The 20,826-nt window shown below is 60.5% G+C and carries 17 protein-coding genes; all 17 read right to left on the bottom strand.

From position 1 onward, the window contains the following. Window positions 1–251: 251 nt before the first annotated feature. Complete coding sequence (locus tag CAF63_RS20700) at window positions 252–917, bottom strand: sulfite oxidase-like oxidoreductase (protein ID WP_085688305.1); 666 nt, start codon at window positions 915–917, stop codon at window positions 252–254. 143 nt (window positions 918–1,060) lie between these two features. Further along, the gene (locus CAF63_RS20695; RefSeq protein ID WP_085688303.1) at window positions 1,061–2,116 is read right to left on the bottom strand and encodes a substrate-binding domain-containing protein; all 1,056 of its coding nucleotides are present in this window, start codon (window positions 2,114–2,116) and stop codon (window positions 1,061–1,063) included. A 23-nt stretch (window positions 2,117–2,139) separates the two neighbouring features. Beyond that, entirely contained in the window at window positions 2,140–3,165 is a 1,026-nt protein-coding gene (locus CAF63_RS20690; protein WP_085688301.1) for an ABC transporter permease, read from the bottom strand. Continuing rightward, the gene (locus CAF63_RS20685; RefSeq protein ID WP_085688299.1) at window positions 3,158–4,714 is read right to left on the bottom strand and encodes a sugar ABC transporter ATP-binding protein; all 1,557 of its coding nucleotides are present in this window, start codon (window positions 4,712–4,714) and stop codon (window positions 3,158–3,160) included. The genes CAF63_RS20690 and CAF63_RS20685 overlap by 8 nt, the downstream gene beginning before the upstream one ends. An 8-nt stretch (window positions 4,715–4,722) precedes the next feature. Next, window positions 4,723–5,394, bottom strand: a complete 672-nt coding sequence (locus CAF63_RS20680; protein ID WP_085688297.1) for a methionine ABC transporter permease — start codon at window positions 5,392–5,394, stop codon at window positions 4,723–4,725. Next, window positions 5,391–6,191: a methionine ABC transporter ATP-binding protein gene (locus tag CAF63_RS20675; protein ID WP_085688295.1), complete on the bottom strand. Its 801-nt coding sequence runs from the start codon at window positions 6,189–6,191 to the stop codon at window positions 5,391–5,393. Before CAF63_RS20675 ends, CAF63_RS20680 begins: the two co-directional genes overlap by 4 nt. Then, window positions 6,188–6,997 (bottom strand): MetQ/NlpA family ABC transporter substrate-binding protein, encoded by an 810-nt coding sequence (locus tag CAF63_RS20670; RefSeq protein ID WP_085688293.1) that lies wholly within the window; start codon window positions 6,995–6,997, stop codon window positions 6,188–6,190. The genes CAF63_RS20675 and CAF63_RS20670 overlap by 4 nt, the downstream gene beginning before the upstream one ends. 26 nt (window positions 6,998–7,023) lie before the next feature. Continuing rightward, window positions 7,024–8,076 (bottom strand): isopenicillin N synthase family oxygenase, encoded by a 1,053-nt coding sequence (locus CAF63_RS20665; RefSeq protein WP_085688291.1) that lies wholly within the window; start codon window positions 8,074–8,076, stop codon window positions 7,024–7,026. 182 nt (window positions 8,077–8,258) lie between these two features. Then, entirely contained in the window at window positions 8,259–8,522 is a 264-nt protein-coding gene (locus CAF63_RS20660) for a PAAR domain-containing protein (protein ID WP_085688289.1), read from the bottom strand. 121 nt (window positions 8,523–8,643) lie between these two features. After that, entirely contained in the window at window positions 8,644–9,051 is a 408-nt protein-coding gene (locus CAF63_RS20655; protein ID WP_085688287.1) for an Imm1 family immunity protein, read from the bottom strand. 5 nt (window positions 9,052–9,056) lie between these two features. Next, a complete protein-coding gene (locus CAF63_RS20650; RefSeq protein WP_085688285.1) occupies window positions 9,057–13,781 on the bottom strand; it encodes an RHS repeat-associated core domain-containing protein in 4,725 nt (1,574 codons plus the stop codon). After that, window positions 13,778–16,684, bottom strand: a complete 2,907-nt coding sequence (locus tag CAF63_RS20645) for a type VI secretion system tip protein VgrG (protein WP_085688283.1) — start codon at window positions 16,682–16,684, stop codon at window positions 13,778–13,780. Before CAF63_RS20645 ends, CAF63_RS20650 begins: the two co-directional genes overlap by 4 nt. A gap of 128 nt (window positions 16,685–16,812) precedes the next feature. Further along, window positions 16,813–17,328: an Hcp family type VI secretion system effector gene (locus tag CAF63_RS20640; protein WP_011333753.1), complete on the bottom strand. Its 516-nt coding sequence runs from the start codon at window positions 17,326–17,328 to the stop codon at window positions 16,813–16,815. 321 nt (window positions 17,329–17,649) lie between these two features. After that, window positions 17,650–18,564, bottom strand: coding sequence for a catechol 1,2-dioxygenase (gene catA / locus CAF63_RS20635; protein WP_085688281.1), 915 nt, complete (start codon window positions 18,562–18,564; stop codon window positions 17,650–17,652). Window positions 18,565–18,604: 40 nt separating this feature from the next. Beyond that, window positions 18,605–18,895 carry a muconolactone Delta-isomerase gene (gene catC / locus CAF63_RS20630; RefSeq protein ID WP_085688279.1) on the bottom strand — a complete coding sequence of 97 codons (291 nt, stop codon included), beginning with the start codon at window positions 18,893–18,895 and terminating at the stop codon, window positions 18,605–18,607. Between the two features lie 18 nt (window positions 18,896–18,913). Beyond that, window positions 18,914–20,035: a muconate cycloisomerase family protein gene (locus CAF63_RS20625; RefSeq protein WP_085688277.1), complete on the bottom strand. Its 1,122-nt coding sequence runs from the start codon at window positions 20,033–20,035 to the stop codon at window positions 18,914–18,916. A 22-nt stretch (window positions 20,036–20,057) separates the two neighbouring features. Then, entirely contained in the window at window positions 20,058–20,819 is a 762-nt protein-coding gene (locus CAF63_RS20620; protein ID WP_085688275.1) for a 1,6-dihydroxycyclohexa-2,4-diene-1-carboxylate dehydrogenase, read from the bottom strand. Window positions 20,820–20,826: the final 7 nt, after the last annotated feature.

Raw genomic sequence — 20,826 nt, 5'->3', positions numbered from 1 at the left:
TAGAGCGCAAGAACCCCAAAGTTAGTAGAACCCCCTGATTACCGATGCTAGACGAGCGATCCTCTGCCGCAAAAGAACCAATAACGCTTAGGTTATGCCCGACTAACGGAGTGTTGCCTGAGCAACACTTGTGTTTGCGCAAAAACATGAACACCCAACTAACCCACAACTAATCACGCACAAAAACGCACGCCACGTTGTTGTAGAGAGCGTTATTAATCTGTGTTTTTTCGGTGCGAAGTTAGATGCCGTCAGTCGAAGTCCTTTTCCCGCCAGGCATCTTCGGCAATGTCCAGCACATCGCCGCTGAAACGCTGCTCAATGAACGGATCGGCGTGCAAGTGAAAGCCGTTGCGCTCCCAAAAGCCCGCTTGTTCCTGATCGGTGAATTCGAGCCCGCGCAGCCATTTCGCGCTCTTCCAGAAATACCGCCCCGCCACCACCAGACGCAGCGGCCAGCCATGTTGCGCGGTCAGCGGCTGACCGTCGTAATGGGTGGCCAGCAGGCTGTCCGGATGCAGCAGGTCATCGAGATGCAGGTTGGTCTGGTAATCGTGATCGGCGTGGGCCATGACGAAAGACGACGTCGGCCGGATGTCCAGGGCCTGCAACAGGTCTTGCAGGTGCACGCCGCTCCAGCGGGTGTCGAACTTCGACCAGCGTGTCACGCAATGAATGTCGCATTGCAACGAGCGTTGCGGCAGCGCTTGCAGGTCGGCGTAGGTCAGCTCGACCGGGCTGGCCAAAGTGCCGAACAGGCGCAGCGACCACGTCGCCAGGTCATACGCCGGCACCTCGCCTTCGTGCAGGATCGGGAAACGCTCCGTCAGCATCTGCCCCGGCGGCAGCCGTTCGCCCAACGCCACATCGGCTTTCGGCGAACGACTCTTGCGCAGGCGCGCAGCCTTGTCGTGCATCGTTACCCCTCAAATTGAACAATGACTCTGTGGGAGCGAGCTTGCTCCGGGCGGCGATCCGACGAAAGCGGTGGGACAGCCAGCGAAGATGCTGGATTGGACGGCCCCTTCGCGAGCAAGCTCGCTCCCACAGTCTTTGAATTTCAGTTCGCCACGGGAATCCACGGTGCCCGTGCGACATTGGCGGTGTCACCGAAGGCCGGCAGTTTCTGCCCCAGGTCCCGTACGTTTTTCACGTCCAGATCCAGTAGTTGCTGACGGGTGATCAGAGTCGGCGGCACCAGCACCTTGTGCCCCGGATTTTCCCCGGCAATCAGCATTGCCAGACTGCGCACGCTGATCGCGCCGGCCACTTGCGGATTGACCGCAGCGGTGGCGGCCCAGGCGCTGTCCGGCTCTTTCATGATCTGGATGTCGGCGGTGGAAATGTCGGCGCTGTAGATCTTCACCTTGCGGCTCAGACCGGCCTCGTCCACCGCGATCTTCGCGCCTTTGGCAAACTCGTCGAACGGCGCGAAGATCACGCTGATCCCCGGATTGGCCCGCAGTACGGCGCTGGCCTGATCGGCCACCGAGTTGGCAATCGGCGGATTGAGCGTGCCGAAGCGCGCCTTCTCGACAATCCCCGGATTGCTGGCCTTGACCTGGCTCCAGATCTCGTCGCGACGCTCCATCGGCGTGAAGCCGCCGATGTAGACATACCCGGCATCGAAGCGGGTGCCGTTGTCCTTGACCGCTTGATCGAGTGCCAGACGCGCCAGCGCGTGGTGATCCTGCTCGACCTGAGTCACTTGCGGCGTGTTCAGATCAACGTCGAACGCCACAACCTTGATGCCTTTGGCCAGCGCCCGCTCAATCGGCCCTTTGAGGGTTTCCGCCAGCCCCAATTGCACGATGATGCCGTCGACACCGAGATCGGCGGCCTGGTCAATCATCTCGCCCTGGCTCGCCGCCTGTTGCCGCGCGTCGAACACCCGCAGGTTGGCGCCCAGCGCTTCGGTCTGTTTCTCGACGCCACGCAGGTAGGCTTCGGGGAAATCCCCGGAAAACAGATAGCCCACCAGCGCGATCTGTACCTGACCTTTATCGAACGGCGCCGGTGCGCCGGGCAAGGCCTTGGCCTGCGCATTGAGGGCCAGCGCCGAAAGCAACGCCCCGGCGAGGCAATGACGTGCGAACTGCTTGATTGAACCGTGCATACCGCTTTCCTTGGACAAAAGGCTCAGCGCGCCCGATGCGCGAGGCCGAAGGTGAACATCAGGGCCAGCACCAACACCAGTCCCTTGACGAAATCCTGCGCGTAATACGGCGCGTTGAGCATGGTCAGGCCGTTGAGCAACGAAGCCACCAGCAGCGCACCGACCAGCGTGCCGAACGCATTGGGCTTTTTCGCTCCAAGCACCGCAAAACCGATCAGCGCAGCGCCCAGCGCATCGAGCACCAAGCCATTGCCAGAGCTCACATCCCCGCGCCCCAACCGCGCTGCCAGCAACAATCCGCCGAGCGAGGCCAACAGCGCCGACAGCACATAAGCCAGCAACTTGAAGCGCTGCACCGGCGCACCGGCCAGACGCGCCGCCTGCTCGTTGCCGCCAATCGCATAGAACAACCGGCCGATGCGCGTGCGTTCGAGAAACAGCCACACCGCCACCGCGACCACCGCCGTGATCAGCACCGGAACCGGCACGACGTCCCACAGCCGTCCGCGGCCCAACGCCAGAAACACCGCACTGAACGAACCCTCGGCTTCATCGCCGTTGGGCAGGGTCATGCCCACCGCAATCGAACGACCGCCCGTGGGAATCAGTTGCACGCCGATCACCAGGAACATGCTGCCGAGCGTGGCGAGAATGTCCGGCACGCGCATCTTCACGATCAGCCAGCCGTTTAGCAGCCCGACCAGCGCGCCACCCGCGAGACTGATCAGCACTGCCGGCACTGCGCCCCAACTGAGCACCACCATCACGTAACTGGCGATCATCAGGCTCATGGCCGCCACCGCGCCGATCGACAAATCCAGCCCGCCCACGGCCATGGTCAGCGTCACGCCCAACGCCAGCAGCGCGACAATCGACACCGACTGCAGAATGCTGAACAGATTGCCGACCCGCAGGAACGCCGGTTCCGCCACACTGAAAAACACCACGATCAATGCCAGCACCCACAGCAGGCCGTAGCGGATCAGCGCATGCACGAAGCGCTCGGACGGCGCCGGGGCGGATGACAACAGGGAACTCGAATCAGGCACTCGCTCTACTCCTTGGCGCGGCTTGAACAACAGAATTTTGCGGATCGCTGCCGGCCAGCGCCGCGACCAGGGTGGCGCGATCCAGCCCGGCACGCGGGTACACGGCCACCACCGCGTGATCACGCACCAGCAGAATCCGGTCGGCGATCTCCAGCGCTTCATCGACGTCCGAGCAGATCACCAACGTGGCGCGGCCCGCGGCGCTGTCGCGCAGCAACTGGCCGATCTCGCGCCGGGCACGCACATCGACCCCCTGAAAAGGCTCGTCGAGGATCAACACCCGGCCCTCGCCGAGCAGCCAGCGACCGAGCACGACTTTTTGCTGATTGCCGCCGGACAACGCGCTCATCGGCACATCGATGCCGCTGGTCTTGATTCCCAGCGCCGAGACTTGCGCCTCGACCGCCGCCGCTTCGGCACGGTTGCGGATGAAACCGCCCCGGGTGAAGCGTTCGAGAAACGGCAAGGTCAGGGTGCGTCGCAATGAAAAATCCGGCACCAGCGATTGGCTCGCGCGATCTTCGGCGGCGAAGAACACGCCATTCTGGATTACCTGGCGTGGCGAGCCCGGTTGCCACTCGATGCCATCCAGTTGCAGAGAGCCGGACAACGGTTTGCGCAGCCCGAACAGCACTTCGGCGATTTCGCTTTTGCCGGCGCCGAGCAATCCGGTCAGCACCACCACTTCGTTTTCGTGCAAGGACAAATCAAAGGCACGGGTGCGCGGCAGGACTTTCACGTTGCGCAGTTTCAGCACTTCGCGCCCCGCCGCTCGCGGTGTGTAGACGTGAGCTTCCAGCGCCTGACCAAGCATCGCCTCCAACGCCTCGGGCAATTGCCCGGCACTGAACTCACCGGCCATTTGCCCGTCACGCAACACCACGGCGCGGTCGGCCACCCGTTGCAGATCGGACAGTCGATGAGAGATGTACAGAATCGCCACGCCACGACTGCGCAAGGTGTCGATCAGCCCGAACAGGCGCTGCGCTTCGGCATCCGACAGAGCTGCTGTCGGCTCGTCGAGAATCAGCAGTCGCGGTTGCAGGGCGAAGGCGCGGGCCAGCACCACCAGTTGCCGCTCGGCCTGGCCGAGGTGCTCGATCGGTTGCTCCAGCGGCAGCACCAGACCGAGCCCGGCGGCGATGCTCGCGGCGCGCTCCAGCAGGCGTTTGCGGTTGAGCCAGAAATTGCCGTCCGGGCGGCACAGTTCATCGAGCAGCAGGTTTTCCGCCACGCTCAAGCCGGGCGCGATGCCCTCGTTGATCTGCTGATGAACCGCGACGATGCCAAACCGGCGCGCCGACAGCGGCGAACTGAAATGCCGGGGCTGGCCATCGATCCAGATCTCGCCGCCCTCGTGGGTCTGGCTGCCGGCGAGGATTTTCACCAATGTTGATTTGCCCGCACCGTTGGCGCCAAGCAGCGCCACCACTTCGGCGGGAAAAATATCCAGGCTGACCCGGTCCAGCGCCCGGTTCGAGCCAAAGGTCTTGCTCAGTTCACGTACACGAATCAGTGGTTCGGAGACCACAGCGACAGGCGCACCCATAAAATTCCTTAACGTCGATGAGCCAGCGAACGCACCAGTCGATCGCCCAGGCTTTGCACGCCCTGGACGAGGATGACCAACACCACGACGGTGGCGACCATCACTTCATTGTTGAACCGTTGATAACCGTAGCGGATCGCCAGATCGCCCAGCCCGCCACCGCCGATGACCCCGGCCATGGAAGAAAAACCGATCAGCATCACCAGCGTCAGGGTGATGCCCGCCAGCAAGGCCGGCAGCGCTTCGGGCAACAACACTTTGAAAATCACGTGGCGGATATCACCGCCCATGGCCAGGATCGCTTCGATCCGGCCCTTCTCTACTTCATCCAGGGCGTTCTCGACGATCCGCGCAAAAAAAGGAAAGGCGCCGATGGTGATCGGCACCACGGCGGCGGTGCTGCCCAGGGTGGTGCCAAGCACCAGCCGGGTCAGCGGGATCAGGGCAATAAGCATCACCACGAACGGCAGCGAACGCCCCAGATTGATCACCGCGCCCAGCGCCTGATTAAGCCTCGGCAGCGGGTACAGCCCCTGACGACGGCTGATGAACAGCAACACCCCCAGCGGCAAACCGATCAGCAGCGTGAACAGCCCGGCAAGCAGCACCATGTACAGGGTTTCGCCGGTGGCGTTGAGCACCAGTTGCAGGATTTCATTCCAGTCGATCACGCGGTTCATGAGTGGGCCGCCCGTACGCCGTATTGCCGCAGAAAGCTCAAACCGGGCGCGTCGTGCCCCAGCGGCAAGCCGCAATTGGGTCGCAGTGAAGCGCCGAGGGCGGACTGCGGATCGGCGAGCAATCGAGCGACCGGCTCCGCCTCCACCAGTTTTCCATTGGCCATGGACGCGGCGTGATCGCAGATCGACTTGACCACGTCCAGCTCGTGGGTGATCAGGACGATGGTCAAACCGAGCTGGCGGTTGATGTCACGCAACAGCTCCAGAATCGATGCGGTGGTTTCCGGGTCGAGGGCGCTGGTGGCTTCGTCCGACAGCAGGTACGCCGGCCGTGCCGCCAAGGCACGCGCAATGCCCACCCGCTGCTTCTGCCCGCCGGACAGTTGCGATGGAAAGGCTTCGGCCTTGTCGCTGAGGCCCACCAGGTCCAGCAGTTCCCGAACCCGTTCGTGGCGCTGCGGTTTGGCGACCTTGGCGATTTCCAGCGGCACCGCGACGTTGTCGAACACGTTGCGCGAATGCAGCAGGTTGAAGCCCTGAAAGATCATGCCGATGCGCTGACGCTGGCGGCGCAGTTCGCTATCGGACAACGCCGTGAGCTCTTCGCCGTCCAGCAGAATCCGCCCGGCATCCGGGCGTTCGAGCAGATTGAGGCAACGCAGCAGCGTCGATTTACCCGCGCCGCTGCGCCCGAGAATCCCGTAGATCGCGCCATCGGGAATGCTCAGCGACACCTGATCCAGCGCCGGAGCCGACGCTGACGGATAGGTCTTGCTCAACTGCTCGACGACGATCATGGCTTGGCATCCGCCACCGGGATCACCGAACCCTTGAAGTTCTCGGCGATGTACTTGGCGACTTGCGGCGAAGTCAGGTCTTTGGCCAGTTGCTGGATGCGCGGATCGTTTTCCAGTTTCGGCGTGGTCACCAGAATGTTGGCGTACGGGTTGTGTTCGGCCTTCTCCAGACCGAGCGCATCCTTGGCCGGCACCAGCCCGGCTTCCAGCGCGTAGTTGCCGTTGATCACCGCCAGGTCCACGTCGTCCAGCGCGCGGGGTAGTTGCGGCGATTCGATTTCGAGGATCTTCAGGTGTTTCGGGTTTTCCGCGATGTCCTTGGGCGTCGCCTGATCGGCTGCCGGGTCATTGAAGCCAGGCTTGAGTTTGATCAGGCCGTTGTCCTGCAACAGGTACAGCGCGCGGCTCAGGTTAGTGACGTTGTTCGGTACGGCGACCGTGCTTTTGTCCGGCACCTGGGCGAAGGATTTGTGGCGATGGGAATAGATCCCCAGCGGTTCGATGTGCACCGTGGCGGCCACCGCGAGTTTTTCGCCAAGGGCCTTTTCCTGGGATTGCAGGTACGGCAGATGCTGGAAGTAGTTGGCGTCCACATCGCCGTGCACCAGCAGCTCGTTGGAGTTCACGCCTTGCGGGATTTCGATCACCTTGAGGTTGAGCTGTGGATCGAGCTTCTGGATGTACGCCAGAATCCGCGCGTGGGGCACAGGATCGGCTGCGACACGCAATGGCTCAAGTGCCTGAGCACTGAACGAAGTCACCAGTGCGCCGAAAACGGCCAGGGTCAAAGCTGCTTTTTTCAACATGGCAAAGTCCTTGAACGAGTTGTGGGTCAGGCGTTGGCGGTTCGGCGAAACGGGGTTTCGACACTCGACGCATCGGCATAAAAGCGCTGCGCGACATCGGGATGGGAGCGCAGTCGGCCCTTCAGATAATTCCAGCCGACATCGCGGAACAACGGATTGAGCGGATCGCTGGCCGGGCCCCGCGCCTCACGTAGCAACGCCGTCGGCAAGGGATAAAGCGGCACCACTGCATCCAGTTGCGCGCCGAGGAAAAACGCGATGGACAAGCGCTCGCTGCCCACCGGTGGCGAGACCACGCGATGCACCGTGGCGCGCAGATAACCGTTGGTGGCCAGCTCCAGCAGCTCGCCGATATTCACCACCAGCGTATTGTCTCGAGGCAGTGCATCGATCCAGCGCCCCTCTTCGATCTCCACTTGCAGACCGGCCTGCCGGTCTTGCAACAGGAAGCTGAGAAAACCCGAATCCTTGTGCGCGCCAACGCCCTGATTGCTCGCCGTCGAGGCTTGCCCCGGATAGCGCATCAGCTTGATGTGTTCGTTGGGTTTGTCGCCGTACAACCGGTCAAAAGCGTCTTCCGGCAGCGACAGTGCCTGAGCGAATGCGCGCAGCAGACGCAGCGACATTTGGGTCATCGCCTGCTGCCAGTCGAGCAGCAGCGGCTTGAGTTGCGGCAACGCCTCGGGCCATTGATTCGGCCCTTGCAGCCGCGCCCACAACGGGCTGTCGGCGTTCAACGGCAAGACCTCACGCTCGGCGCCCAGATCGAATTGCTCACGCTGATCGGGCTGGCCACGGGTGATCTCGGATGCGGCGCGGTTGTAGCCACGAAAGTGCGGCGAATTGATCATGCCGACGGCGGTTTTCTCGCTGTCGGGCAAGGCGAAGAACTGGCGCGCGTAATTCTGCACTTGTTTGAGCAGGCTGGCGTCGATGCCATGGCCGGTCAGGTAGAAAAAACCCACATCGCGGGCGGCATGGCGCAAGTCATCGAGAAAGGCCTGGCGTTGCGACGGCGTACCGTCGAGCAGGGACAGGTCTAGGATGGGTAATGCGGTGATCTTTGAGGTGTGCGGCATGATTCACTCCCGTGTGAATCAAACCTGAAGAGCCTGTGATCGATTCAGCGTGTGCCGTCATGGCAATCGGGAGGTCTATCGGTTTGATGCTTTGATTCGTCTATGAAACAAAACTAAACGATATTAAAAACACCGGACAAATATCTTTTTTGCATTAGCTTAGGTCTGTCTGACTACAGGACTCAGCTGACCACCGCGCCCTTCGGGCCGCTGGCAATAAGCGCCGCCCCACACGCAGTTTTCATGCCGTCCAGCGCGATGGGCACTCCATCGACGGTATAGGCGCTGCTGCCCTCGGCAATCGGGAAAATCCCCTTGCACAATGGGCAACTGACCTTGTGACCAACCCCGGCAATCGGCTTGCCGTTAAGGTCGGTCCGGGAAAAGGCTTCGAGGACCTTGCCACCGTGCGTGGTGGAATCTCCGAGGCGGATTGCGTCTTTCATGTTGTCACTCCATTGACCGGCTTACTCATCCATCCAGACGTCTTCGTACCCTTGAGATCGATGATGAACTTCACCCGATGGGCAGACAGAAACCCTGCCTGCCGGTCCGAATGCAGTCTCATTAACCTTCGACATCCCACGTCAGACCTGGATCGGCTGTCCCGTGCGCAGAAAAATACATCAGCGCCTGTCGGGCGATTTCTTTATCGACGCACTGATTCTGTGGGTAGCTGCCGGACTGCCCCCCCACAACGACATCAAGACTTTCCTCGCTGGATGCGTCGGGGTCGATCAGAGTGAAAAGCTTCTGGTCCACATCCAGTGCGATAAAAACCACATAACGATTTTGCGCCCCGCCACCAATGCTCATGAAGTTTTCATCATCGAGAAAAAACATCGTTGAACTGAATGTTTTTCCATCCATTCGATTCAGCGCTGAGAGCAATTCCCTTTGATCGGGTTCCAAAACCTCATGAGTTACCGAACGATTGCCTTGGGTTTCATCTTCCAGGATTTTATCCAGCTTCATAATCACTACTTCGTTGGTGTGTAAGTTTGACTGCCACTTGGCGAGTGTACGGTGATATTGCATCCCAGGTTTCGAGCCAGTGATCGAATCCCCCCGGCTCCCGGAAGTCCGCAAGCCTTGCAAGGGTCTCGATCCACCCACATTTCCGCGCTTTCGGCCTTGCCTGCCATTCCCGCATTGACCGCATGCTGCACCGCTTCGGCTTCTGCGTGGGTTTTGGTCTGCGCGTTTACCCGCTCAAGTGTAATAGGCGTTTTGGGGTTCTGAGCGCTTGAGTTTATACCCTCGAAACTCTGGCCGTTGACCTTCAAAATCGCCAGTGTCGATGTGTCTTCGGCAGAACCTGCAACCGGAAGGCCCAATGCCTTTCTTCGATCGGCCAGTTGTTGCCTTGGATCACAGCCCTCAAGACCCAGTGGGTCAACCCAGCCTGTCGGGTTAGGCGCATAGGCATATAGATTCAGGCCGCCTGCATAACTGATCGGATCCTTGCTGATGAAACGGCCAACGTCAGGATCGTAATATCGGTACCGGTTGTAATGCAGCCCTGTCTCATGATCGTGGTATTGCCCCTGGAAACGGATCGGGTTTGCCAGCCCTTGCTGCAGTGCCCACTCCGAACGTTTTTCAATGGCAGTACCCCATGCCTTGTACTGTGCACTCCAGACGATCTCCCCGTTCTGGTTGGTCAGTTCCTGTGGTGTGCCCAAGTGGTCACACTGATACCAGCTCAAGACATCGATCGGTGGTGCTTTGGGCACAATGCTCCATAACGGATCATCGGCCAGACGATAGTCATCGCTGTAATGAGGCTCGGCAAACAGGTTGATCGATTGGTGCCGTAAAGCCTGGGCCACGGGAACAAACGTGCCGGGCTCATAGATGTAGTGCACCGTCCGCCCCGGATCCCCGTCGGCCTGTGAAAGATTGCTTTCCCAGGCCAGGTTATCGCCGTCCCAGCCATACAGCGTGAAACCACAACCCAGTTCTCTTTGCCGACGTAACAGTTCGTTCTGGTTCCACTGCGACCCGGCTTCGGGGTGTTGCTTGAAGTGCGCACGTGAATGCTTGTACAGCCGCCGACCCAGCGCATCGTAGGCGAAGTCGATTTCCAGACGAGCATCATCGAAATGCACCAGGCGATCGAACAGGTCCCAGCGCATCCGGCTGATACTTGCGTTGTGCCAGCGCTGAATCAGGTTGCCACGGTCGTCATAGTCGTAATGGCTGCCAGCGTACTCACGCAACAAGTTGTCGAGAAGCTTGCTCCGGGGCGGATACTGGTCCAACGGTCGCCGAACCAGTTCAGCCTTGGCATCCATCAAATTGCCGGCGGGATCGAACGCGAAGGTTTCCACACCCAGACGACTGGTGGCGTTGAGCAGGCGACCTACCGGGTCGTATTGATAGCCGATCGGCCCACGGCGAGTGTCATGGATACCATTCAATTGGCCGGCCGCGTCATATTGATACTCGCGCTTGAGCAGGATGCGTTTGTCATCACTCTGCCCCAGCAATTGTTGCTGCAAGCGACCGGCAGGGTCCCATTTCTGAGTCTGGATAAGACGATTGCCCTGATGTCGGGCGACTTCACGATGCAGATCATCACGCTCGTAACCGATCAGGTCGTGCTCATCCAGCCGCATGCCTAACAAGTGGCCACTGCCGTAGGTCAGCCAACTGACTCGATGTCCATCCGGCCGCACAGTGGCCACTCGCTGATTCAGCGCATCGTATTCGTGCTGCCAGACCGCAACCGTTGGTTTTTCCAGTACAGAATAATGCTGATGCTCGCGCAACAGGTTACCTGCCGGGTCATGGAACCACTGCAAGCGGCTCTTATCATTGCTGGCGAGCACCAGGTTGCCGTTTCCATCGTAGGCAAAGGTTTCTTCCTGCGACTCACCGCCAAGTCTTGCAAGACGAGAGATCAGGCGATTCATCGGATCGAAGCGCAATTCAGTAACGCGCTCCCCATCCCTCGTCGAGGCTAGACGCCCGGTATCAGGATCGTATTGGTAGTGCTTGCTCCGACCGTCGAAGCCGGTTTCGTGAAGCAGCCGCCCTACCGGGTCGTACTCGAACTGCGCTCGCTGTTCATTTTCGTTTTCCAGGGCCGACAAGCGCCCGAGCCGATCCCAGCGATAGCGCAATGTCTGCTCGGCAGCGTCCACCCGCTCCGCCACCAGACCGGCAGCGGTGTAACTCCAGGAGGTGCAGCGACCAAGGCCATCGATGTGGACCAGTAATCGACCTTCGGCATCGCGCGTGAATCGCTCTTCGGATTTGTCCGGATGTTTGATCAGTACCAGTTGACCCGCCTGATATTCGTACTCGGTACTTTGCCCGGCTGCATCGGTGAAACAGATCGTCTGCCCTCGACTGTCATATTCCCAGGTGCTGCTTTTTCCGGAGCAATCGGTGTACTTCGTCAACTGGCCAGCGTCGTTGTACTCAAGTTTCTTCTCGGCGCCGTTGGCATCCTTGATGGCCGTGAGCAGACCGGCCGGGGTGTAGGTGTATTCGGTCTTGTTACCCAATGGGTCGACGGCTTCTACCAGATTGCCCTGTGAATCGTAATCGCGAAGCCACAGACCACCCTCCGCGTCGCTGATCTTGATCAGTTGATCCTGGTCGTCGTAGGCAAAGTGCAGGACCGTATCGTCGGCCCGGATATGTTCGAGCACGTTCCCGCGGTCGTCATAGCTGAATCGATCGATGCAGCCGTCGGTATGAACATGGCGCACGATGTTTTTTGCGTCATCGCGAAACAGCCATTCCGAGCGTTCGTCGGGATGACGGATGCGATAGGTGTAGCCAAGGATGTCGTAGTAGTGCCAGGTCTCATTGCCATGGGCATCGGTGACGTAAGTCAGGCGAATATTTTCATCCCACTCCAGCCGGGTATCGTAGCTGCCGTCATCGGCCCATTCGCGTATAGCCCGCGCATCGGCGCCCTGTCCCTGCCATTGCAGATTCATACCGCGTCCGGTGCGATCGGTGTATCGGGTGATGAGGTGATGCTGATACTGGTAGCTCCACACCGCCGCATTTTCGTCCTGAGCCTGTATCAAGTCCCCGGCGTCGTCATAAACATAGGCACACAGCTGACGCCAAGGGGAACCATCGCGAATCTCCCAGAGGCCGATCAAGCGCCCCTGATCGTCGATCAATGTACCGAGTTGCAAATGAACCTTGGAAACGTCTCCTTGGTAGGTGATCAGATCCGACAACACGACTTCATCGTTATGGCGATGTTCGTAGTGCAGCATGATTCCCGCACCGCTGCGCAGTACGATTCCACTCAGCAGGTAGCGCTGACCTCGACGCACATAAGTTTCCTTGCGCTCGACACCGCTACACAGCACCAATTGGTTCTCGTCGACGCGTACCAGCGTGAGGCTCTCGATCGGGTCGTAGTGAGCTTCACCCACTTTGGGCAGAGGGTAGTTGTGGCTGCGACCATCGGCAGCGTGGTACACCAATCCGTCATCGACGCGATCAAATCGGGTGGTGAACTCGGTAATCCAGCGAGCACCGCAGACGCCCTTGTCGTAGGCATCCAGACGTGAGTAATAGGTGCGAGTCCAGGTGACCGGAAACGGGCCGGGCAGGCTGAAGTCGGTGTGATTGAAAGTCTCCGAACCCATGGCAAAGCTGATGCTATGAGCGGTGATGGGACACACACCGTTCTTGCGGCAATTGGCGTCGGCTTTCGCGCCTGACTGCTTTGACTGCATCTCCAGCTGTCCGTCCCCGGCCCTGCGTTGGGCTTTACTCGTTCCGCCGGGTTTGACCGTTGCGCTCTGGCCATGGGACCTGCGTTTGCGCCAGGTCACCACCGCCCCCGCCAGCATCTGCAACAACCAGCCGATAGAGTGCTGCACACCTGGATCGGCAAGTTTTTTCAGCTGGGTTCGCAGTTCTATACCCAGATTACGCAGCATGGATGTATTACCCAGTACCAAGGCCCTGGCTTTTTCCGGCAGCAGATTTTTCGCTGCACTATTGGCCACCCCTTTTCCTGCCGCCTTGTAGGCGCTGAATGCAGCGCCAAAGATATTGCTGATGGCCGCCTTGGGATCATGCAGTAACTGACCCCGTGCCGCGGTGAGCCTTGAACCTGCCGCGTTGAGATCGCCTTTGGCGTCAAGCTTGCCGTTGACCACCGTTTCCAGGCCCTTGGCAATCTCGTTCACCGCGCTTTGACCCAGTTTTCCAGCGTCGTCGAGAATGCCCGCCAGCTTGGGTTGTGCCTGTTTGACGAAGTCATCGATGGTGCCGACGATGGTGGCGTTCAAATGCCCGATCAACACTTCAATCAGAGAGTCCCCAAGCAGCATCTTGGCGCTGTTACGCAGTTCCTGACGCACCAGTCCCAGGGTCGGGCGTAGTGTCATGCGCGCAGAAGCCATGGTCGGCGGCGCAGGCAATACACCAATCAGGTTGATACCCAGGCTGACCCAATCCAGCACTTGACGCTGTTTGCTTTTGGCCAAGGTGACGATGTCTCCGAGGGCATCAACCAACGCCATGATGTTGCCCACGACAGGAAGAGCACCCGCGACGTTCTTGACTCGATCAAGTGTGACGACACCGCCGCTGATGGACTGCAACCAGGCATCGAATTTGGCAGCGCCGCGTCCGACATCCTGAATATCGATCGTGTTGAGTGGTACCACCGCGACTTGCGGCTCACGCTGTTTCGCACCACCGCCCCCAGTTGTCATGACAGCACCTCACCCGCCAGCAATTGCGGAGTTTTCAAAGAAGGTTTTGGAAGCGTCGGCGCCGGCAGGCCAGGAAGCTTGCCCGCCTTGCTCGCCGCACCGAGGATCCCCGACGCACTCGGCATTGCCGCACTCGCCAGTTTCGGCAGCCCCGCCACGCCGCCCTGCACCACACCCTTCACCTGCTGCGCCGTTTGCATCGCACCTTGCGCGGTCTGCATTGCACCCATCCCTGTCTGTGCCAATTCCTTGCCCTTCTCCAACATGTCCCAGTTCTTGCTCGGCAGCGCCTGCGCGACCATGGCCTGCACCTGGCTCGGAATGTCTTCGGCACCCGGCGGACTCAACGGCCATTGCGGTTTGCCGATGTAGCTGCCGTCGCTCCAGGTGTCCGCCGGATCCTGGCCGAACAGCACCCGCGCCGGGCCCGGTGCGGCACCGGCAACGCTGGCGAAGCCCTTGGCGTCGAGCTTGCCCTTGATGCTTTTGCCCAAGGCATCGATGACTTCGTAATCGCCGTCCTTGATGCCCTGTCTCCCGGCGTACTGGTTGAACAGCTCCAGATTGCCCTTGCCCGGTTTTGGCGGTTCCGGGAACACGCCCGCGAGACTCTTGGCACCGGTGTAAGCAAAGTTCGCCGCGTGGGCGGTGTACGGGCCGCTGGTGGCGTGGGTGATGCCGCCGGCGTTGTAGGTCGTGGCGCTGCCGCCGCCCTGGATCACCAGTTCGGTCTTGGCGGTGATGGTGATGCGGTCGGCATTGGCGGTGATGTTGAGTTTGGCCAGCAGGTTGATGCTGTCCTTGAGCGCCTTGACGTCGATGTCGCCGGACGCCGCCACCAGGCGCCAGCCCATGCTCTGCACGAACAGGCGCATGCCGCGACTGGCGCTGGCCAGCAGGCGTTTGCCGATGGAAAAACTGGTGTGACCGGTGCTGCTCAGCGCCAGGTGTTCGCCGGTGGCGATATGGCTGGAACGCGGAGTGGTCAGGGCGATGCCGGCAGGACTGGCGAGCACCAGATGCGGCTCGGTGAACTCGGGGAATTCGTTGGCGGTGAGATTTGCCGGTCCAGAGCCGAGCACGCCTTGATGCTGGGCGTGCAAGGCCTTGGCCACGTCGTCCTGATCGCCGGCCTCTTGAGCCTGAAGCTCCCTGGCCTGTGTGGCGAAACTATCTTGCTGATCGCTGGCGGTGGCCAGACGTTCGGCGGTTTCCGGCAGATCCTTGTGGTGCTTGGATTCGTTCGGGCGCGGCTCGGTGGTAATCAACAAACCGGCTCCGGCACGCACGGCGCCGTGGCGGTCGGTTCTTAACTCAAAACCTTCGCCGCGTGGCTGCCCACCTGAAGGACGTGGATGGGTCAGGTAACCGAGGTTGATCGCACTCGCACCATGATCACTGCGCAGCGCAATGCTGATTTCACTGGTGGTGTCGTCGATGCGCAGTTCGTTGGCGCGACTGCCCTTGTATTCCTTGCTCTTGACCGTGGCGAGGGTCTTGAAGTCCGGCAGTTTGTACGGTGGCAGGTTGGCGCCGTGGTACAGGCAACCGGTGATCAGCGGCTGGTCGGGATCGCCTTCGAGGAAGGTGATCAGCACTTCCATGCCGACCCGCGGAATATTGATCGAACCAAAGGTTTCAGCAGCCCAACTGGAAGCCACGCGCATCCAGCAGGTGGTCTTGTCGTCGTGCTGACCCTCACGGTCCCAGAAAAACTGCACCTTCACCCGGCCGTACTGGTCGCAGAAGATTTCTTCGCCTTCGGGACCTGTGACCACGGCGCTTTGCGAACCGAGGACTTTGGGTTTCGGGTGGTCCAGTGGCGGACGGTACGGCACGTCCCACGGGATCGCGTTGAAGCGGTTGCGATAGCCCTGATGGAAATCGTCCTTGTCGTCGGTGGTGTCGCTGGTCACCGACTCTTCCAGCACTTGCGGCTGCTTGCCTTCATGGAAGATTTCAGTGAGCAGCCACAGGTCGTTCCACGTCGGGTTGGTGTGATCGGTCAGGGCCAGAAAATGCCCGGTGACCAGAATCGGCTGGTCGCTGTTGCCCTCGGCCAGACGATAGTCGCTGCGGTGGCGTTCGAGGTTGCGGTTGGCCAGGTGCTTGCCACGCTCGCGGTCCACGAAGCGGCCCGGGTAGTCGTAATCTTCCAGATCCGGCTGGGCGCTGCTTTTGGCGTCGCTTTCCAGCTCGATCTTCGGTTTGACGAAGTCGTAATCGCGTCGTGTGGTGCGGCTGGTGCGGGTGGCCAGGCGCAGGCCGAAACGCTTGACCACCGGTTTGTCCGCCACCAGCCCGGAGTCCTGCTGATAGGCCACCGGCGCCAGTTTTGGGAACACTGTCTGGTCATCGCCAAAGATCAGTTTGTGGCCGCTGGCGGTGTGCTGGAAGTGATAGTGAATGCCTTCTTCTTCGCACAGGCGCTGGACGAAGTGCAGGTCACTTTCATCGTACTGCGTGCAGTAAATCCGCTCGGGATAGATCGCGCTCAGCTGGAAGTGGTAATCGCTGGCCAGAATGCCGTGTTCTTCCAGCACCTGGCTGATGATCTGCTGCACGGTCATCTGCTGAAAGATGCGCTGGTTGAAGCGGTGCGCAAGGTACGAAAGCTGCGGGCGCAACGAGATCTTGTAGCGGGTAAGGCGTTTGCCCGCCTCGCCCTGGGCGATGCTGTAGATCAGCCCGTGGATCCCGGTTCCGCTTGGCGACAGCTGAAGAAACGCCAATTTGTGCAGCAGGCTTTCGAGGTTGATCGAAGCTTTTTCGCTGACCAGTTCCAGCTCGAATTCGAAGGGAGTGTTGAGGGTTTCCCGACCGGTGAACGACAGCACCTGGAAATCGCTGTCCGCGCCATCAATGGTCAGATTGAAATGGGGTTGGTTGGCCGGTGAGAACATTCCCTTGTCCCTCGTGCTGTGCTGCGATGTACGCCAGATCGCCAAGGATCGGACGGCAAAAAAATCCTTGAGTAGTGAAGATGCCTCGACCGGCAAAACGGCCGAGGCGGTACAACCATCAGCCGTGATTAAACGACCGGAGCACGCCAGTCATCGGAACCCGAAGTACCGGAGACTTCGTGGGTCCAGGTGATTTTGCGGTAGGTGAAATGCACCTCTTCCAGATGAGTGAAGTGGGCGTTTGCCGGGTCCTGGCAGTTGTGCATTTTGTTGTTGATGGCGACGATGATCGCGTCTTCCAGTTTGGTGGTGTAGTAGTGCTCTTGGGTGCCTTGCGCCGAAGTGCGGTACCACTGGATAACGATTTCGCTCATGCGCTCGCCGGAGGTCAGAGCGGCTTGCAGCAGAGGCGAAGCCTTGTCGTAGACCTTGGTGATCACAACTGGCTTGTGCACGCGCTGACCGGTTGGCTGGCCGGACTGTGGGTCACGCGGGATGATCACGTCGTGGGTGAAAGCCTGAACCATGACCTGGTCTTCGTGGCCTTCCTGGTAGGTGTTGCCAACGGAGTCGGCGGTGAAAGCGCCGGCAGTGATCAGGCCTTGTTTTTCGCCGGTAACCGACATGTACGCTGGTGTTGCCATGGGGTGTGCTCCTTGCTCAAAAGACAGGACCGGACGGCGTGATTGCCTGTCCAGGTGGCAAAGGAGTTAACAAAACTCGTGCCAGCAATTGCATGGTCGTTACCGATCAAAGGTTTATGAAATTGACGTGGGAAGTTTTCGGTTTTTTCTGTAGGAAACAGCAAAAAAGTGCGCAAGAAGTTGCGCAGTACTGTGCAACTTCTTGCGCACTTGGCTGGAGGCTTTGATCGGCGTGGCCTGTAGCGGTTTTTACCGCGATTTTATTACGGGCAACTGCGCAACTTTTTGCGCAGTTCCGCCAATCCGATCAGACCTGTTGACTCAGGCATTCTGCAACGCCCGTGGCCGTTGACTGCGTTGCTGCGCCGCCGCATCCGGCGCCTGCTGCAACTGGAAGTCGAACTTCAATTCAGCACGACGCCCTTCTGCATCCTCCAGAAATTCGACCTCCCCGACCAACCCTTCACGGGTCGCATACGCAAAGTCATCCCACAGATACTTGTCCCCGGACAGATTGATCTGCGTCGTAAGGTGCCGGTGTCCCGGTGCGGAAATGAAGAAATGAATATGAGCCGGGCGCTGGCCGTGGCGGCCGAGCAGGTCGAGGCATTCCTGGGTCGGGCCTTGCGGGTCGCAGCCATAACCGGAGGGCACGATGCTGCGGGCTCGGTAGCGGCCTTCGGCGTCGGTGATGATCCGGCGGCGCAAGTTGTACTCGGACTGGCTCTGGTCGAAGAACGAGTACGTGCCCTTGGTGTTGGCGTGCCACAGGTCGACCGTGGCGCCGGCGAGTGGTTGGCCCTGCGGGTCGAACACCTGGCCTTCAAGAAACATCACGGTGGCGACGCCCTCCTCGCTGCCGTCGTCCATCCGGCATTCACCTTCGTACAGCGGCGCGCCGGCCACGTATAACGGGCCTTCGATGGTGCGCGGCGTGCCGCCGGTCAAGCCGATTTGCGCATCCTTGGCGTCCTGCAGCAGGTCGAGGAAATGTTCGAGGCCGAGGCCGGCCACCAGCAACCCGGCCTCCGAACGGCCGCCCAGGCGGTTGAGGTAATCGACGGCTTTCCAGAATTCGTCTTCGCTGATCTCAAGGTCTTCGATGATCCGGGCAGTGTCCTGCAACACCCGCAGGACGATGGTTTTCAAGCGCGAGTTGCCGCCATCGTTGGTAAAACCGGCGGCTTCTTCGAAAAACTTCTGCAGTTCGGCAGTGTGGGCAATCTTCACGGTCATGGTGTTCACCTCATCTTGTTGTTGTGGGGGCGAGTCCGGCTCAGCGGTCGTCGGTGTGAATCGACGAGGGATGGCGGCAGAGGCCGTCGATCTCGATCTCCATGTAGGGAAACAGCGGCAGCAGCATCAGGGTGTCGTGCAGCGCCTCGACGCTGGGCACGTCGAACACGCTGTAATTGGCGTAGTGCCCGGCGATGCGCCAGAGGTGGCGCCACTGGCCTTCGCGTTGCAGGCGCTGGGCGAGTTCCTTCTCGTCGGCCTTGAGCCTTGTGGCAACGGCCGGGTCCATGTCGGCGGGCAATTTCACGGTCATTTTTACGTGGAACAGCATGGCGTTCTCCTTGGGAAATCAGTGCCGGCGAAAACGCGCCAGACGCTCTTCATCCAGCGTCAGACCCAGACCCGGGGTGCGTGGAATGTGCAGGTGAAAGTCGCGGTACTGCGGGCGCTCGGTGACGATGTCTTCGGTCAGCAACAGCGGACCGAACAGCTCGGTGTCCCAGGTCAATTGCCTGAGTGTGAGAAACGCATGGGCCGAGGCCAGGGTGCCGACGGAGCCTTCGAGCATGGTGCCGCCATACAAAGCGATGCCGGCGGCTTCGGCGATTTGCGCGGTGCGCAACACGGCGCGCGGGCCACCGTTCTTGGCGATCTTCAGGGCGAATACGCTGGCGGCGCCGTCGGCGGCGAGGCCGAACGCATCCTCGACGCTTTCAATGGATTCATCGGCCATGATCGGCGCCGGGCTGCGCTGGTTCAGGCGAATCTGCCCGGAGCGGTTGACCCGCGAGATCGGCTGTTCGATCAGGTCGATGCCGTTGTCGCCGAGCACCTGACAGCCACGAATCGCCTGCGACTCGTCCCAGTACTGGTTGACGTCGACCCGCACACTGGCGCGCTCGCCCAGGGCTTTTTTGATCGCCACGACGTGTTTGAGATCCTGCTCCAGCGGGTTGGCGCCGATCTTCAATTTGAAGATCCGGTGCCGCCGCGCTTCCAGCATTTGTTCGGCCTCGGCAATGTCGCGGGCAGTGTCGCCGCTGGCCAGGGTCCAGGCCACTTCGAGGCTGTCGCGAACCCGACCGCCGAGCAGTTCGCTCACCGGCAGGCCGAGGCGTTTGCCTTGGGCATCCAGCAATGCGCTCTCGATGCCGGACTTGGCGAAGGTGTTGCCTTTGGCGATCTTGTCGAGCTTCTGCATGGCGGCGTTGATGTTGTCCGCGTCCAGGCCGATCAGCGCCGGCGCCAGGTGCGCGTCGAGGTTGGCCTTGATGCTTTCCGGGCTTTCGTAGCCGTAGGCCAGACCGCCGATGGTGGTGGCTTCGCCGACGCCTTCGATACCGTCGCTGCAACGCAGGCGCAGGATCACCAGCGTCTGGTTCTGCATCGTGTGCATCGCCAGTTTGTGCGGGCGGATGGTCGGCAGGTCGACGATGATCGCCGACAGGTTTTCAATCAGGATCCGGTTCATTTGAGTGTCCATTCATGCGTGATCAACCGAGGTCACCGCCACCGACCGGCAGGGTCACGCCGGTGATGTAGGAGGCGTCGTCCGAGGCGAGAAACAGGATCGCGCCGACCTGTTCATCAATGGTTCCGTAGCGTTTCATCAGGCTGCTATCGAGGGTTTGCGCGACGATTTCCTGATACCAGGTATGCTCCTGCGCCGACTGTTCGGCCGTGTTGCGCGGGATGCGCCGAGGCGGCGCTTCGGTGCCGCCGGGCGCGGTGGCGTTGACCCGGATTCCGCGCTCGGCATTTTCGAATGCCAGGCAGGCAGTCAGTGCATTGACTCCGCCCTTGGCCGCGCCGTAGGGAACGCGGTTCAGGCTGCGGGTCGCAATCGACGACACATTGACGATCGCGCCGCGCCCCTGCTTGAGCATGTACGGCAAGGCTGCGTGGCAGCACCACAGCGTCGGGAACAGCGAACGGCGCATTTCGGCCTCGATCTGCTCGACCTCATAGTGCTCGAACGGCTTGGCCCAGAGGGTGCCGCCGACGTTGTTGACCAGCACATCCAGACGCCCGAACGCATCGACGGCAGCGTTCATCACCCGGGCGCAATCGGCGTATTGCTCAAGGTCGGCGGTCAGCGACAGCACGCCCTCGCCCTGCAGTTCGTGAACCAGTTCGGAGCGGTCGACAGCAATGACCTGCGCGCCCTCCTCCAGCAATCGCTCGCACACCCGGCGACCGATGCCCTGCGCCGCGCCGGTGACCAGCGCGACCTTGTTGGCGAATCTGTTGTTCATGACAACC

This window comes from Pseudomonas sp. B20(2017) (assembly GCF_002113125.1).
Taxonomy (GTDB): domain Bacteria; phylum Pseudomonadota; class Gammaproteobacteria; order Pseudomonadales; family Pseudomonadaceae; genus Aquipseudomonas.
Note: the sequence above shows the minus strand (reverse complement) of the source record. Positions and strands in the feature narration are given on the sequence as shown.

Bases quoted from the DNA above. Each gene is read 5' to 3' on its own strand.
- CAF63_RS20700 (WP_085688305.1), bottom strand. From the start codon at position 917: ATGCACGACAAGGCTGCGCGCCTGCGCAAGAGTCGTTCGCCGAAAGCC.
- CAF63_RS20695 (WP_085688303.1), bottom strand. From the start codon at position 2,116: ATGCACGGTTCAATCAAGCAGTTCGCACGTCATTGCCTCGCCGGGGCG.
- CAF63_RS20685 (WP_085688299.1), bottom strand. From the start codon at position 4,714: ATGGGTGCGCCTGTCGCTGTGGTCTCCGAACCACTGATTCGTGTACGT.
- CAF63_RS20680 (WP_085688297.1), bottom strand. From the start codon at position 5,394: ATGAACCGCGTGATCGACTGGAATGAAATCCTGCAACTGGTGCTCAAC.
- CAF63_RS20675 (WP_085688295.1), bottom strand. From the start codon at position 6,191: ATGATCGTCGTCGAGCAGTTGAGCAAGACCTATCCGTCAGCGTCGGCT.
- CAF63_RS20670 (WP_085688293.1), bottom strand. From the start codon at position 6,997: ATGTTGAAAAAAGCAGCTTTGACCCTGGCCGTTTTCGGCGCACTGGTG.
- CAF63_RS20665 (WP_085688291.1), bottom strand. From the start codon at position 8,076: ATGCCGCACACCTCAAAGATCACCGCATTACCCATCCTAGACCTGTCC.
- CAF63_RS20660 (WP_085688289.1), bottom strand. From the start codon at position 8,522: ATGAAAGACGCAATCCGCCTCGGAGATTCCACCACGCACGGTGGCAAG.
- CAF63_RS20655 (WP_085688287.1), bottom strand. From the start codon at position 9,051: ATGAAGCTGGATAAAATCCTGGAAGATGAAACCCAAGGCAATCGTTCG.
- CAF63_RS20650 (WP_085688285.1), bottom strand. From the start codon at position 13,781: ATGACAACTGGGGGCGGTGGTGCGAAACAGCGTGAGCCGCAAGTCGCG.
- CAF63_RS20645 (WP_085688283.1), bottom strand. From the start codon at position 16,684: ATGTTCTCACCGGCCAACCAACCCCATTTCAATCTGACCATTGATGGC.
- CAF63_RS20640 (WP_011333753.1), bottom strand. From the start codon at position 17,328: ATGGCAACACCAGCGTACATGTCGGTTACCGGCGAAAAACAAGGCCTG.
- catA (WP_085688281.1), bottom strand. From the start codon at position 18,564: ATGACCGTGAAGATTGCCCACACTGCCGAACTGCAGAAGTTTTTCGAA.
- catC (WP_085688279.1), bottom strand. From the start codon at position 18,895: ATGCTGTTCCACGTAAAAATGACCGTGAAATTGCCCGCCGACATGGAC.
- CAF63_RS20625 (WP_085688277.1), bottom strand. From the start codon at position 20,035: ATGAACCGGATCCTGATTGAAAACCTGTCGGCGATCATCGTCGACCTG.
- CAF63_RS20620 (WP_085688275.1), bottom strand. From the start codon at position 20,819: ATGAACAACAGATTCGCCAACAAGGTCGCGCTGGTCACCGGCGCGGCG.